Origin of the sequence: Gloeobacter kilaueensis JS1, assembly GCF_000484535.1 — a bacterium.
GTDB lineage: Bacteria > Cyanobacteriota > Cyanobacteriia > Gloeobacterales > Gloeobacteraceae > Gloeobacter > Gloeobacter kilaueensis.
In genome coordinates this window covers 1,331,282-1,344,626 of record NC_022600.1, presented here as the reverse complement: position 1 = coordinate 1,344,626, position 13,345 = coordinate 1,331,282, and the positions used below count along the sequence as shown (strand labels likewise).

Annotated in this window: 14 protein-coding genes; 7 read left to right on the top strand and 7 right to left on the bottom strand. The window is 63.2% G+C overall.

Annotated elements, in window-relative coordinates:
• Positions 1-106: 106 nt before the first annotated feature.
• Positions 107-1,351: a TetR/AcrR family transcriptional regulator gene (locus GKIL_RS25215; protein WP_223173809.1), complete on the bottom strand. Its 1,245-nt coding sequence runs from the start codon at positions 1,349-1,351 to the stop codon at positions 107-109.
• Positions 1,352-1,544: 193 nt separating this feature from the next.
• Here GKIL_RS25215 and GKIL_RS06465 point away from each other — a divergent pair, with 193 nt between their 5' ends.
• The 4 genes from GKIL_RS06465 to GKIL_RS06450 are packed head-to-tail and all read left to right on the top strand — an operon-like array spanning position 1,545 to position 6,969.
• Complete coding sequence (locus GKIL_RS06465; RefSeq protein WP_023172665.1) at positions 1,545-2,807, top strand: HlyD family secretion protein; 1,263 nt, start codon at positions 1,545-1,547, stop codon at positions 2,805-2,807.
• Positions 2,804-4,720, top strand: a complete 1,917-nt coding sequence (locus GKIL_RS06460) for an ATP-binding cassette domain-containing protein (protein ID WP_023172664.1) — start codon at positions 2,804-2,806, stop codon at positions 4,718-4,720. Before GKIL_RS06465 ends, GKIL_RS06460 begins: the two co-directional genes overlap by 4 nt.
• Positions 4,721-4,728: 8 nt before the next feature.
• Positions 4,729-5,838 (top strand): ABC transporter permease, encoded by a 1,110-nt coding sequence (locus GKIL_RS06455; protein WP_041244449.1) that lies wholly within the window; start codon positions 4,729-4,731, stop codon positions 5,836-5,838.
• 6 nt (positions 5,839-5,844) lie between these two features.
• The gene (locus tag GKIL_RS06450; protein ID WP_023172662.1) at positions 5,845-6,969 is read left to right on the top strand and encodes an ABC transporter permease; all 1,125 of its coding nucleotides are present in this window, start codon (positions 5,845-5,847) and stop codon (positions 6,967-6,969) included.
• A gap of 6 nt (positions 6,970-6,975) precedes the next feature.
• Here GKIL_RS06450 and rpe read toward each other — a convergent pair whose 3' ends face one another.
• A complete protein-coding gene (rpe, locus tag GKIL_RS06445; RefSeq protein ID WP_023172661.1) occupies positions 6,976-7,680 on the bottom strand; it encodes a ribulose-phosphate 3-epimerase in 705 nt (234 codons plus the stop codon).
• Positions 7,681-7,789: 109 nt separating this feature from the next.
• Between rpe and GKIL_RS06440 the strand changes: the two genes are divergently transcribed.
• Positions 7,790-8,149, top strand: coding sequence for a DUF6464 family protein (locus tag GKIL_RS06440; protein ID WP_023172660.1), 360 nt, complete (start codon positions 7,790-7,792; stop codon positions 8,147-8,149).
• Between the two features lie 5 nt (positions 8,150-8,154).
• Here GKIL_RS06440 and GKIL_RS06435 read toward each other — a convergent pair whose 3' ends face one another.
• From GKIL_RS06435 to GKIL_RS06425, 3 genes are all read right to left on the bottom strand, one after another.
• The gene (locus GKIL_RS06435) at positions 8,155-8,655 is read right to left on the bottom strand and encodes a universal stress protein (RefSeq protein ID WP_023172659.1); all 501 of its coding nucleotides are present in this window, start codon (positions 8,653-8,655) and stop codon (positions 8,155-8,157) included.
• 81 nt (positions 8,656-8,736) lie between these two features.
• Positions 8,737-9,831, bottom strand: a complete 1,095-nt coding sequence (gene leuB / locus GKIL_RS06430; protein ID WP_041243769.1) for a 3-isopropylmalate dehydrogenase — start codon at positions 9,829-9,831, stop codon at positions 8,737-8,739.
• Between the two features lie 96 nt (positions 9,832-9,927).
• Positions 9,928-10,653, bottom strand: coding sequence for a TetR/AcrR family transcriptional regulator (locus tag GKIL_RS06425; RefSeq protein ID WP_023172657.1), 726 nt, complete (start codon positions 10,651-10,653; stop codon positions 9,928-9,930).
• 128 nt (positions 10,654-10,781) lie between these two features.
• On the opposite strand from GKIL_RS06425, the gene GKIL_RS06420 reads away from it, so the two are divergent.
• The gene (locus tag GKIL_RS06420; protein WP_023172656.1) at positions 10,782-11,642 is read left to right on the top strand and encodes an NAD(P)H-binding protein; all 861 of its coding nucleotides are present in this window, start codon (positions 10,782-10,784) and stop codon (positions 11,640-11,642) included.
• 69 nt (positions 11,643-11,711) lie between these two features.
• Here GKIL_RS06420 and GKIL_RS06415 read toward each other — a convergent pair whose 3' ends face one another.
• Positions 11,712-12,050, bottom strand: coding sequence for a cupin domain-containing protein (locus GKIL_RS06415; protein WP_023172655.1), 339 nt, complete (start codon positions 12,048-12,050; stop codon positions 11,712-11,714).
• Positions 12,051-12,075: 25 nt separating this feature from the next.
• Positions 12,076-12,327, bottom strand: coding sequence for a hypothetical protein (locus GKIL_RS06410; protein WP_023172654.1), 252 nt, complete (start codon positions 12,325-12,327; stop codon positions 12,076-12,078).
• A gap of 130 nt (positions 12,328-12,457) precedes the next feature.
• On the opposite strand from GKIL_RS06410, the gene GKIL_RS06405 reads away from it, so the two are divergent.
• The gene (locus GKIL_RS06405; protein WP_023172653.1) at positions 12,458-13,318 is read left to right on the top strand and encodes a M48 family metallopeptidase; all 861 of its coding nucleotides are present in this window, start codon (positions 12,458-12,460) and stop codon (positions 13,316-13,318) included.
• Positions 13,319-13,345: the final 27 nt, after the last annotated feature.

Sequence of the window (13,345 nt, the reverse complement as noted above, 5' to 3'; positions counted from 1 at the left end):
GCTGTCTCACCGGAATGGCTCTTCCCCCGACCTGCCACCGGTGTACGTCTTTTATGGTGTCATCGCCGTTTGTCAGCTCTATGAAAGCGGTGTGGCAGTGGTGCTTTTATGGGTCGGCAGAACCCACCAGCAGACCGACGACGCAATCGACGAAGCGCTCGCGCTCAACAGACGACAGCACTTTGCTGTGCAACAGCGACTGGAGCAAGACCAGGCCGATAATCGGACCGATGAGCAGCAGCGCCCCCATCTCCGGCGGAAAACGGTGCCACCGACAGGCCATCAGATAACGGCTCAAGTAGCGATGGCCCGGCTCCGCCACCGTGCCCACGTAGAGCCGGATGAGTTCGGGGAAGCGCACCGACTCGCTCAAGACCAGCCGCAACAGCGCCACGTACTCCTGGTCGTCCGCCTTGGCGAGGATCGCCGTCGCCTGCCGCTTGAGCAGCACAGGCGGCGGCAGGGTGGCTAGCATCGGCTGCAGGGGCAGAATCGAGCGGCGAATCGTCACCCTGGCGATCAGCTCGCTAAAAAGCCCCTCCTTGTCTTGAAAGTAAGTGTAGAGCGTCGGCTTCGAGACGCCGGTGGCCTGGGCAACCATGTCCATGCTCGTCCCGGCGTAGCCGTGGGCCAAAAAGACAGCCATCGCCTCCTGCAGGAGCTGTTCGCGCCGGTCCGCCGCCTCCGGTCCCGGCTGGGGCGGCACCTCGAAGGCCGCTGGTTTTTCGGCAGGCGGCAGCAACGGCACGGTTTGCGGTTGGCCCAGCACCAGATCGACCATGCTCGCTATCCACTGCTCGCAGGGGATAGCCAGGCGCTCCAGACCGTGCATGATCTCGGTAAAGACCGTAAGGGTCAAAAGACCAGCGCACAGATAATCGGCCAGCGCCGTCCTGTCGCTGGTGGCAAGGGAAGGCTGGGCGTCGAAGGTTTCCAGCAGCCAGTCGTACAACGGATCGAGGACGGCTCTGGTATACAGCTCCCCCAATTCTGGAAAGCGCAGCGATTCGCTCAGAGCTGAACGCAGGACAAAGACATTTTCTGGTCGCCTGGCAGCGGCGAGCCACTGGCTTAGCTGCCGCTTCAGCCAGCCGGACAGATCGGCTGAGCACACGGGCGACGGCGGGGGCGACCAGCGCAGATGCTGAGTGTTCACCCACCCGCACACCGACAAAAAAAGCTTTTCTTTGCTTTGAAAGTGGCTGTAAAGCGTCGGCTTTGAGACGCGCGCGCCGGAGGCCACCCGGTCCATGCTCGTCCCCGCGTAGCCGTGCTCGGCAAAAACCGCCAGCGCTCCGCGCAAAATCTGCTCGCGCTTGGCGGGGCCGCGCACCGGGGAAGGCGACTGCACTGCTGATGGGGTCACTTCGGTAGACATGGAGCCAGACGGGAGGTTCGTTCGATCCTACCTGCCGGAAGAAACGGTTTTAAGAAAATATTTGACGGGGGAGTGTCCAGGACGGCAGTCATGACGTATGCTTTACTAAACGGTGTAGTTAAATTGCTTTCAGTGTAGCACTCCATCGCTTCAGGAGAACACCACCATGACCCAGACTTCGTCCAGACCGAGCACCGGGCAGGAAGGGGAGCGGACCGCCGAGAAGAAACCGGAGCGCCGTTTGCTCGTCGCCCTCGGTGCCGGGCTGGTGCTGGCGGCGGGAGCGGCCAGTATCTGGTGGTACGCTGCCAGTCAGCCGCCGTCGGACCGCCTGCGCCTGAGCGGCCGGCTGGAAGGCTATGAGACCGATATCGGGGCCAAGACGGCGGGCCGGGTAGACCGGATCACCGTGCGCGAGGGAGACACGGTGCGCAGAGGCCAGCTCGTCGTCCAGCTCTACGACGACGAGATCCAGGCCCAGCTGCGGGGAGCGAACGCCCGGATCGCCTCTGCCCGCCAGCAGCAGCAGCAGTCGGCCCTGCAGATCCGCGTCCTCGAAGGCCAGGTGCGCCAGGCTGAACTCAACCTCCAGCAGTCGCGCGGCGACGCCCAGGGCCGGATCGATCAGGCCGAGGCCCAGGTGGCGACAGCCCAGGCCCAACTCGCTCAGGCGCAAGCCCAGGTGGGCGAGGCGCGGGCCAACTTAAAACTTGCCCAGGCCGACCGCAACCGCTACGAGCAACTTGCGCGCGAGGGCGTAGTCGCCACCCAGCAGTTCGACCAGCAGCAGACCAACTTCGAGGCAGCGAAGGCCACCCTGGCCGCTCGGCAGGCCGCCGTTCTAGCGGCGCGCAAGCAGGTGGCCGCCGCCTCGGGCACCCTCACCCAGACGCGCACCACCGCCCTCAACCCGGAGCTGCGCAACGCCCAGCTCGATGTCACCCAGCGGCAACTGGCCCAGGCCCGCTCCCAGCTCAAGGCTTCCCAGGCGGCGGTCAAAGACGCCGAGGCGACCCGCCAGCAACTGCTCGCCCAGATTGGCTACCTCAACATCACCAGTCCCATCGACGGCGTGGTGACCGCCCGCAGCGTCGAACCGGGAGCGGTGGTGACCACCGGCAAGACGGTGCTCTCCCTGATTGACCTGAGCCAGATTTATCTGCGCGGCTACGTTCCAGAAGGCCAGATAGGCAAAGTGCGCGTCGGCCAGAAGGCGCGGGTTTTCCTCGATTCGGCTCCCGATCAGCCCCTCGCTGCCCACGTCGGCGTCATCGATCCCCAGGCGTCGTTTACGCCTGAGAACATCTACTTCAAAGACGAGCGGGTTCGCCAGGTCTTTGGCGTCAAGATTCTCCTCGACAGGCCGGGTGGCTTTGCCAAGCCGGGGATGCCCGCCGACGGCGAGATTTTGCTGGAGGAGTCAAAATGACATTGATACGGACCAGCGAAAAGCCGCGCCAGCAGGCGGCCACCGAACCGGCGGTCGTCGTGCGGGGGCTGGTGAAGCGCTACAAGGATCTGGCGGCAGTGGACGGCATCGACTTCAGCGTCGAGCGGGGCGAGGTCTTTGGCCTGATTGGCCCGGACGGAGCGGGCAAGACGACTACCTTTCAGATTCTCGCCGGGGTGATGGAGGCGACGGCGGGGGAGGTGACGGTTCTGGGCCGCCCGCCCCGCGAGGCGCGACTCAAAACCGGTTACCTCACCCAGCCCTTCTCGCTCTACCTCGATCTGAGCATCGACGAAAACCTCAGCTACAGCGCCGGGCTGCGGCAGGTGCCCAAGGAGCAGTTCGAGGAGCGCCGGGCGCGCTATCTCAAGCTGATGGACCTCGAACGCTTCTCAGCTCGCCTTGCCGGTCAGCTTTCTGGGGGGATGAAGCAGAAGCTGGCGCTGTGCGCGGCCCTGGTCACCCAGCCGGAGATTTTGCTGCTCGATGAACCCACTACCGGCGTCGATCCGGTATCGCGGCGCGAATTTTGGGATGTGCTCGCCGCTCTGGCCGAACAGGAGCAGACGACGGTGATCGTGGCGACGCCCTACCTCGACGAGGCGGAGCGCTGCAACCGGGTGGCGCTGATGCACGAGGGCCGCTTTCAAAAAACCGATACGCCCGCCCGCCTGCGGGCCGATCTGGGGCTGGTGCGCCTGGAGGTGCAGCCCAAGCGCGGCACACTCGACGAGGCCGAGCACAAGTTGCAGCGACTCGCTCAGATCAAAGATGTCCAGACTTTTGGCGACCGTCTCGACGTGCTGGTAGCGGACGCTGATCGGGGCGAGCAGGCGGTCAAAGACGCCCTCAAAGACCAGGAGCCGCAGATCGAGCGCACCGAGCCGACCCTCGAAAATGTCTTTGTCACCCGCCTCAGGGCCGCCGGTTCTGACCCGCCCTTTATCGCCTTTCCGAGCGCTCCCGCTCAGCGGGCAAGGGCACAATCCGGGGTGGCGATCGGCGCTTATGACCTGGGCAAGACCTTTGGCGACTTTCGTGCCGTCCACGACGTGAGCCTCGAAGTCGCTCCCGGCCAGATTTATGGCCTTTTGGGAGCCAACGGTGCCGGTAAGACGACGACGATCAAGATGCTGTGCGGCCTATTGCCCGCCAGCACCGGCAGCGTCACCCTGGCGGGCGAATCGGGCCAGTTGCGCTCCAGTGCGCTGCGCAGCCGCCTGGGTTATATGAGCCAGAAATTTACCCTCTACGACGATCTGAGCATCGAGCAAAATCTCGAATTTTACGGCGGCGTCTACGGTGTACCCCGGCGGCTCAGGCGCGAGCGCATCGACTGGGTCATCGAGATCTGTGGCCTAAAAGGCCAGGAAAATCTCACCACCGGCGCGCTGCCGGGGGGCTGGAAGCAGCGGGTCGCCTTCGGCGCTTCGGTGATGCACCAGCCTGAGGTGCTCTTTCTCGACGAACCCACCTCGGGAGTCGATCCGCTCGCCCGCCGCCAGTTCTGGCGGCTCATCGAGATGTTTGCCCGCACCGGTACCGCCGTGCTGGTGACGACCCACTACCTGGAGGAGGCCGAGCACTGCCACCGGCTGGGCTTTATGGTGGCAGGCGGGCTAATTGCCCAGGGCACCCCCGGCGAGATCAAATCCCAGCAGCCGGGGCAGTTGTTCGAGGTGGTGCCCCGCGACCTCAGGCAGGCCACCCGCAGCCTGCGCTCGCTGTTCAAAGACCAGAGCTGGCGGGTGTCGCTGTTCGGCGACCGGCTGCACGTCGTCCTCGACGACGGCGAGCGCCACCTCGACCAGTTGCAGGCTCTGGGCCAGACCCGGCCCATCCCCTACTCCCTCGAAGACGCCTTTATCGGTATGGTCCAGCGCAACAGGTGATCGCCATGATCGAACGTATCGTCGCCCAGTGCGTCAAAGAATTGCGCCAGTTCAGCCGCGACCGGTTGACGGTGGCCCTGGCGGTGCTGTTGCCGCTCGGGACGTTGATTATCTTTGGTTTTGCGATCCGGCTGGAGGCGACCGACATCGGCGTCGCCGTTCAAGACCTCGACCAGACACCCACCAGCCGCGCCTACATCGAGCGGGTCTTTGCCACCAACCAGTTGCAGCCGGTCAACTGGAACGGCGAGGGCAACCCCGAGGCGGTGCTCGACGCCAGCAAGGCAAAGGCCGTGCTGCTCATCCCCCCCGATTTCAGCCGCCGCCTCAAAAGCGGCAAAATAGCCACCGTGCAGCTTCTGGTCGATGGCACCGACGCCAACAATGCCCGGATCATCCGCAACAGCATCCGCCAGGTGACCAACTTTTTTACCAGAACCACCGGCCTGGCCAGTGAGCAGGCGCAGCCCATCGCCCTGAGCGCCCGCCTCTGGTTCAATCCGGGGCGCAAAGAATCGCTCTACGTCGTGCCGGGGGTCTTCGCCGTCATCCTCGCCATCTATCCGCCCCTGCTCACCGCCATCGCTATGGTGCGCGAAAAAGAACAGGGCACGATCGTCCAGGTCTACGCCTCCAGCCTGAGCGCGGTCGAATTTTTGCTGGGCAAGGGGCTCGCCTACTGCCTGGTGGGGTTGGGGGAAGCCCTGGCCGTCGGCATTATTGGGGTGCTGCTCTTTGGTCTGCGCCTGGCGGGCGATCCGACGCCGCTGCTGATTGGAACGCTCTTGTTTATCATCACCAGCGTCGCCTACGGCCTGCTCATCGGCACGCGCACCGCGACCCAGAGCGCGGCGGTGCAGGCGGTGGCGACCAGCGGCTTTCTCACTTCGCTGTTGCTGTCGGGGTTCATCTATCCCCTCAGCAACATTCCCTTTCCGCTCTCGCTCATCTGCAACATCGTCCCGGCCCGCTACTACATCGAGATCACCCGCGACGCCTTCGTGCGCGGCACCGGCTGGGCGAGCGTCTGGTTTGTGCCACCGGCGCTGTTGCTGTTGGGATGTTTCTTTTTTGCTGTCAGTTTCCGGTCGATCAAACGTATGCAACTGCCGGGGTAGACGATCATGGTGAAATTTCTTGAAAACTTGCTCGACAGCCGCCTCTGGGCGCTGATTCGCAAGGAAACCATCCAGATTCTCAAAAATCGGCAGCTCTTATTTCTGCTGCTGTTTCCGCCCACGATTCAGTTGCTGGTCTTTGGCTTTGCCCTCAGCCCCGATGTCAAACATCTGAAGCTAGCTCTCGCAGACTATTCCAACACCGAGCAGAGCCGCGAGCTGGTGGCCGCCTTCACCAACAACAATATCTTCGAGGTCGAGGCGGTGAGTGCCCGCAACCGGGATCTTGTCGATGCTCTGCGCGTCGGCAAAGTCACCGCCGCCTTGATCATTCCGCCGGAATTTCGGCGCGACCTGGAGCGGGGCAAGAGCGCCCAGATCCAGATGTTCATCGACGCCGCCGATGCCAACACCGCCGGTATCGCCTTCGGCTACGCCAATCAGATCGTGCGCGAGTACGGCCAGACACTCGTCTCCGCTGCGACTTCCCCCGTCGATGCGCAGGTGACGATCCTCTACAATCCGGGCCTCAAAAGTAGCTGGTTCTTTGTACCGGGGGTGCTGGGGCTGGCGTTGACGCTCACCTCGGTGCTCGTCTCCTCGGCCACCCTCGTGCGCGAGAAGGACGTGGGCACCCTCGAACAGCTATTGATGACGCCAGCCGAAGCGTGGGAGATCTTGCTTGCCAAGCTTGCACCACTATTTGTCCTGCTCATCGGCGAGGCGCTCCTCGCCCTCGGGCTGGCGCGCCTCGTCTTTGGCCTGCCTTTTTTGGGCAACTTTGCCCTGTTTATGGTCTTTACGAGCCTCTACATCTGCGTCGGCCTGGGCATCGGCCTGATGCTCGCCACCCTCACCCGCTCCCAGACCCAGGTGGTGCTCACCTCGTTCTTTATCAACCTGCCCCTGATTCAGCTGTCTGGAGCGATTGCCCCAGTCGAGACGATGCCCAGACTGTTTCAGTACATCTCGCTTGCGAACCCTTTAAGGCACTACATCGCGATCGTGCGCGGCATGTTGCTCAAGGGAGTCGGCTTCGAGGAACTCTGGTTGAACGTCCTCGTTCTGGGCTCGATCGCTGTGATCTTGATGGCAGTAAGTTCCGCCCGCTTCAGAAGCCAGCTCAGTTGAGGGGGCTTATGCCCTGGCGACTTCGGCCACCGGGCGGCGGCTGCCCCGCACACCGGCAATTGCCTCGGCGTAGCGGGCCGGGCCCACACCGAACACCCCTGAACCGGAGACGATCGCGTTTGCTCCGACTTCGAGCACCCGCCAGGTGTTGTCGGGCTTGAGGCCGCCATCGACTTCGATCCACGGGTCGAGGCCGCGCTCGTCGCACATCTGGCGCAGCTTTGCAATCTTGGGCAGCACCTGGGGAATAAAGCTCTGGCCGCCGAAGCCGGGGTTGACGCTCATAATCAGCACCAGATCGCACAGGTCGAGGACGTACTCGATAAGACTTAAAGGCGTGGACGGATTGAGGGAGACCCCCGCCTGGGCACCCAGTTCTTTGATCTGTGAGAGCGTGCGGTGCAGGTGGACCGTCGCGTTGTGCTCGCAGTGGACGGTGATGATGTCCGCTCCCGCCTTGGCAAAGTCGGCCACGTAGCGCTCCGGCTCGACGATCATCAGGTGTACGTCGAGCACCTTTTTGGTGACGGGCCGGATCGCCTTGACCACCAGCGGTCCAATCGTAATATTGGGGACGAACCGCCCGTCCATGACATCGACATGGATCCACTCTGCCCCGGCTTCATCGACTGCCCGGACTTCTTCGCCCAGGCGGGCAAAGTCGGCAGAAAGAATTGACGGCGCGACGACAACTGGCTTGCTGCTGGCCATGAAATTTAAACCTCCCTGCTGCATCTGCCCTTCAGTTTACTTTAGGTAAGCAGACAGAGGAGCGCTGTCCGCGTCGAGCGGAGTGAACAATCGGCTAGCATAACTGAATATGAATCTCGTACCTGCTCAAATTTTTCTGACCGACACCGCCGAGTGCGTGGGCGAGGTGCTCACAGCCGCAAACCAGCAGCCGGGAAGCTTTGTAGAGGTTTCAGGAGCGCTCTATGCCGTGCTCGAACGGCGGCACCGCTACAGTTTGAGGCTGGGCCGTTACCGCCTCGACGGCGTCACCCTCTATGTCCAGCCGGCAGAAGGGATAGAAGAAGAGCGCACGTTCTTCGAGGGGCAGTGGGTGATCGGCGAGCCGGACTGCATATTCAACGCCCGCTCTCCGCTCATCCGCTGCGCGCCCAACCCGAGCGGCCCCTGCCAGGGCTGCCGTTACTACGAAAGTCAAAACGAAAAATAGAACCGCTAGCCGCGCACGACGAGCACCGAGCAGGGCGCGTCGGCGACGACTTCGGAGCTGACGGAGCCCCGGATCACCCGATCGAGCCCCTTGAGGCCGCGCGAACCGATCACGATCAGTTCGCAGCGGTGAATGCCTGCAAGCCGAACGATCTCCTCCGCCGCATCGCCTGTGACCACTTCGCGGGCAATCGGAAAATCGACCCGAGCGCTCAGCGCCTCCAGCCAGTTTTCAGCGGCGATCGGTTCGGGGACGCCCTCCTGTTCTTGCGGCACGTCCGCCTCGACAAAATCCTCGCCCGCCGGCGGCGGCACGATGTGGGTGAGCACCACCAGACAGTTGGGGGCGAGTTGCAGAGTCTGGAGCGCTTCGATCACCCGCCAGGCAAAATCGGAACTATCGACAGCGACCAGCACCGTTTTCAGCATCGTCGGCTTTTGCTCCCCATCCGCGTCCGCTCCGCTCCCCTGCTGTCCGCCCGTTCTCAGCCTGCGTCTTGTGAACATGGCTTGTCCCATCCACACGACCAAATGGCCTTGAAATCTTAGCAGTCCCTCAAAAAGCCAGATCGTTCCTGATCACGTTCGTCATGATCCGTCCGTCCTCTCCAGCGCGGCAAGCAGCTGTTCGCCCATTGCCCGGCAGCCGATGGGCTGATGGCCGCCGGTGGCGATATCGCCGGTACGGTAGCCCTGATCGAGAACGTCCTGGACCGCCTGTTCGATCCTATCCGCCGCCGCCCCTTCTCCCAGGCTGAAGCGCAGAAGCATGGCAGCCGAGAGCACCTGGGCGATCGGGTTGGCTTTGTCCTGCCCGGCAATGTCGGGGGCCGAGCCGTGGACCGGTTCGTACATCCCCGGCCCGCTGCTTCCTAAAGAGGCGCTGGGCAACATGCCGATGGAGCCGGTGAGCATCGCCGCCTCGTCTGAGAGAATGTCGCCAAACAAGTTGCCCGTCACGATCGTGTCGAACTGCCGGGGCCAGCGGATAAGCTGCATCGCACAGTTATCGACGTACATGTGGGTCAGCTCGACATCCGGGTACTCGGGGGCGAGTTTGCCCATCACCTCCCGCCAGAGCTGCGAAACTTCGAGCACGTTCGCCTTGTCCACCGAACAGAGCTGGCCCCGGCGCTTGCGGGCGGCCTCGAAGGCGACCCGACCGATGCGCTCGACCTCCGATTCGCTATAGCTCATCGTGTTCACCCCCCGGCGCTCCTGTTTTTTTTCAGGAAAGATGCCCCGTGGATTACCGAAGTAGATGCCGCCGGTCAGTTCGCGCACGACGAGCAGATCGACGCCTTCCACCACCTCCCGCTTGAGGGACGAGGCGTCCACAAGCTGGGGCAGGATGCGGGCCGGGCGCAGGTTGGCAAAAAGTCCCAGGCCGGACCTGAGTCCCAAAAGCGCCTTTTCAGGCCGCTGGTGCGCAGGCAGCTCGTCCCATCTGGGCCCGCCCACTGCTCCGAGAAACACCGCGTCGCTCGCCTGGCACAATTCGAGGGTCGGAGCCGGCAGCGGTTCACCGGTCGCGTCGATCGCCGCCCCGCCCGCCAATGCCTCTTCAAAGTGCAACCCAAAGCCGAAGCGCCGGGCAGCCGCCTGCAGAACAGCTACACCGACTTCGACAATCTCAGGACCGATGCCGTCGCCTGCCAGCACCGCAATTTTGTATTCAGCCAACGCCCTCACCCATCCGTACAGCCAACAAGGCTATCAGGTTTCGGGGCAACTGGATAAAAACGGCGCTCGCTACTCGTCGCAGCCGGCTGCTCTTAACTAGGCACTGGCGGCGAGCTTAGCCAGCAGCTCTGACAGCAGGAGCCGTTCTCCGGGACTGAGTGCGGGCGTGTTGCCAAGGGAAGCCTGCAGGGCGACCGCCGCGCTCACCGCTCCAGAGTCTTTCAGGGCCGGTCTAGATGTCGTGATTGCGGCGATGGTGCTTTCGCGCGCTGCAGCGGAGAGCTGAGGGTCGCGCCGGTCCTCCGGCTGGCTCAGCAGCACGAGCACGGCACCGACGCAGGACGCGCGCACGAGATTGAGCGCGCGCTCCTCGCTGACGCGCAGCAGCCCTGCGGCAGCGATCCTCGTGATCTTGCGCTCAAGCACCTCCAGCCCGGAGGCGACGATGGGCAAGCGGTAAGCTGGCCGAGGCTCACCGTTGATCATCGAGAAAATGCCTGGATGCGCGAGCCCGAACGAGACGTTGAGATCCCAACCGAAACGCAAGTCATCGATCGGGTCAGGACGGAGGGCGTGCGCCTTCTTCTCGGCAATATACTGAGCGAGCCCCTGCTCGGCAACTGCGTCGAGCAAGCCGCGCTTGTCTCCGAACAGACGGTAGATTGTCGGTGCCTGAATCCCGGCTGCCGCCGCAACAGCGCGAGTAGTCACCGCGTCTCGGCCACCCGCTTCGAGCAGCGACGTGGCGGCGTCGATGATGCGTCGCCGAGTGGCAGCCGGTCCTTCTGCCTCGTCTGAGAGCATAACGACAGTTTCGTTCATTCCAGCCTCTGGATGCAATTTTGTTATCGACGATAGCTCCCTCTTGCTTCCAATGGAAAATCAATGATAACGTATTAGCGTTAGCAGCGTTACAGCGCTCGTCAGACGGCGAGGACAGGGAGGCAGCGATGATCGTGGTCACAGGAGCAAGCGGCCAACTGGGCCGCCGTATTGTCGAGCAGCTCCTCAAGCGGATCGCCCCTGAACGGATTGGCGTCAGCGTGCGCGATCCGGCCAAGGCCGCAGACCTTGCCGGCTGCGGGGTGCGCGTGCGCGCCGGAGACTTTGCCGATCCTGAGAGCCTGCGGGCAAGCTTTGAAGGAGCGACGCAGGTCCTGATCACCTCGTCGAATGCGAGGGTGTACGGTGGCGATCCGCTTGTCCAGCACCGCAATGCGATCGAAGCGGCCCGAGCGGCGGGCGCGGAGCGGATCGTCTACACAAGCCACATGGCCGCGAGCGACCGCTCGGCGTTCCCGCCGATGCTGGAACATGCCGCGACCGAGGCGATGCTCGCAGAGTCGGGTCTGGCGTGGACAGCGCTGCGTAACGGCTTCTATGCCCAGAGCGCCCTCCAGTTTATGGGTGATTGGCGCAACACTGGTGTCATTGCCGCACCCGAGGACGGACCGGTCTGCTGGACCACCCATTCAGACCTTGCCGGGGCTGTGGCTGTCGTCCTGAGCGAACCGGGCCGCTTCGATGGACCGACGCCACCATTGACAGGATCTGAGGCGCTCGATTTGGCGGCTCTCGCGCAGATCGCCTCTGAGATACTGGGCCGCCCGGTCGAGCGGCTGGTCATACCCGATGACCATTTGCAGTCGGCGATGACGGCGCGAGGGGCACTGCCATACGCCGTAAATGCCCTGCTCGGCTTCTATCGTGCTGGCCGCGCGGGCGAGTTCGCCGCTATGAATCCGACGCTTGGCACCCTGCTCGGCTACAAACCGACGGCCATGGCGCAGGTGCTGGCTGGGGCTGTCTAGCGGCAACAACCGGTGCGCACGGCCCGAGCGAGCCGTCGCGCAGGACACGCGGATAAAAAATAGCGCTCCCTACTCGTCGCGGCTATGGACCTGGGCGGGCGGGCTGGTCGCTTCGATTGCCGTAAAGGGTTCGAGAATTTTATACGTGTGGCTGGAACCTTTGGGCACCGTCCAGGAATCGCCCGGCTCCAACAGCACCATCTGGCCCTCGATGTGCAGCTCTGCCCGGCCTGAGATCACATAACCGACGGTCTCGTACTCGCGACTGGCGGAAGGCTTGGGTTCACCTGGCTGCTCCCCCTCCCAAAGGCGCATCGCCACATGCACCCCCGAAGCCAGGTACTTCTGGCCCAGTTTGCCGTGGGGAGATGACCCGGAGCTGATCTTGGTAATGGTCGTGTCGGTCATAGTCGCTTTACCAATCAGGAACGCTTCAAAGCCGCGCAGTCGAGTCGGGGGCGATCTCGACGCCTTCGTCCACTATGCCCCGGCGCGAATCGATAACCAGCTCGTCGAAATCTTCAAGTTCGATGCCGATCGCGGCGCAAGCCCGCTTCAGTTCTGAGAAAAACAGCGCTTCATCGCGGCCATAGCCGCAGCGCTCGCAGGCAACCTGCATCCCCAGATCCGCGTTCGCCTTCGCACAATCTATAAGTTCAGAGCCCTTGAGTGCTTCCGTAGCCATCGCCTGTACCCTTTGGCGCGCCCACCACAGTCTAGGCCATGCGGTTGTGTTGCCCCTCTTCCTCGCGGCAGACAGAGCAATGGGCAAGCCAGTTGGTACCCTGGAAGGAACGTTCATTTGAGCCGGTTCGATGTCCAGAAAATACTTCAGCGGTCTGCACCCCGACAGTTTTCGCCATCCCCTCGACACGCGGGCGACCCGTTCGCTCGCTGCCCTGCCGGGACTCGACTGGCTCATCCGCTATGGCCTCGCTCCGGCGGCGGGCCGACTTTTTTATCTAGAGAACATCTCCTCCAGCATCCGGGTAAGCGAACGGCAACTGCCGCACCTGCACGCCCTGCTCGTCGAAGCCTGCGCCGTACTCGACATCGCCGAGCCGCAGCTTTATATCAAGCAGCACCCGGTCCCCAACGCCTACACCTTCGCTGTGCCCGACGAGCGCGCCTTTGTCGTCGTCCACACCTCGTTGCTCGAATTATTGACCGACGCCGAGGTGCAGGCGGTGATTGCCCACGAACTCGGCCACCTCAAGTGCGACCACGGCGTCTACCTCACCCTCGCCAACCTCTTCGTGCTCGCCGCCGGTCAGATCCCGCGCTACGGCCCCTTTCTTGCCGCTCCTTTGCGCAGTGCGATGCTCGAATGGCTGCGGGCCGCCGAATTTAGCTGCGACCGGGCCGCGCTGCTCGTCACCCAGGACGTGGATGTGCTGGTCTCGTTGATGATGAAACTCTGCGGCGGCTCGCCCTCCCTGGTTCACAAACTCGATCCGGTCGCTTTCTTAGACCAGGCCCGCGCCTACGAGGCGGCGGACGAGGACGAGTTGAGTCAGGCTCTCAAGCTCGCTGCCACCGCCGAGAAGTCCCATCCGGTGCCGGTGCTGCGCGCCAAAGAACTCGACCGCTGGACGCGCTCTGAGAACTACCGCCGCCTCGTAAACGGCGAACACTACCGGCCCCTTGAAAAAGAACCGGCAGCCCAGGTTGGCTGAGGGTCCGACCGGCAGCCTATAATAGGC

Coding starts and splice junctions, on each gene's coding strand:
- GKIL_RS06410 (WP_023172654.1), bottom strand. CDS start 12,327: ATGGCTACGGAAGCACTCAAGGGCTCTGAACTTATAGATTGTGCGAAG.
- rpe (WP_023172661.1), bottom strand. CDS start 7,680: ATGGCCAGCAGCAAGCCAGTTGTCGTCGCGCCGTCAATTCTTTCTGCC.
- GKIL_RS06435 (WP_023172659.1), bottom strand. CDS start 8,655: ATGTTCACAAGACGCAGGCTGAGAACGGGCGGACAGCAGGGGAGCGGA.
- GKIL_RS06405 (WP_023172653.1), top strand. CDS start 12,458: ATGTCCAGAAAATACTTCAGCGGTCTGCACCCCGACAGTTTTCGCCAT.
- GKIL_RS06460 (WP_023172664.1), top strand. CDS start 2,804: ATGACATTGATACGGACCAGCGAAAAGCCGCGCCAGCAGGCGGCCACC.
- GKIL_RS06420 (WP_023172656.1), top strand. CDS start 10,782: ATGATCGTGGTCACAGGAGCAAGCGGCCAACTGGGCCGCCGTATTGTC.
- GKIL_RS06425 (WP_023172657.1), bottom strand. CDS start 10,653: ATGAACGAAACTGTCGTTATGCTCTCAGACGAGGCAGAAGGACCGGCT.
- GKIL_RS06450 (WP_023172662.1), top strand. CDS start 5,845: ATGGTGAAATTTCTTGAAAACTTGCTCGACAGCCGCCTCTGGGCGCTG.
- GKIL_RS06465 (WP_023172665.1), top strand. CDS start 1,545: ATGACCCAGACTTCGTCCAGACCGAGCACCGGGCAGGAAGGGGAGCGG.
- GKIL_RS06440 (WP_023172660.1), top strand. CDS start 7,790: ATGAATCTCGTACCTGCTCAAATTTTTCTGACCGACACCGCCGAGTGC.
- GKIL_RS06415 (WP_023172655.1), bottom strand. CDS start 12,050: ATGACCGACACGACCATTACCAAGATCAGCTCCGGGTCATCTCCCCAC.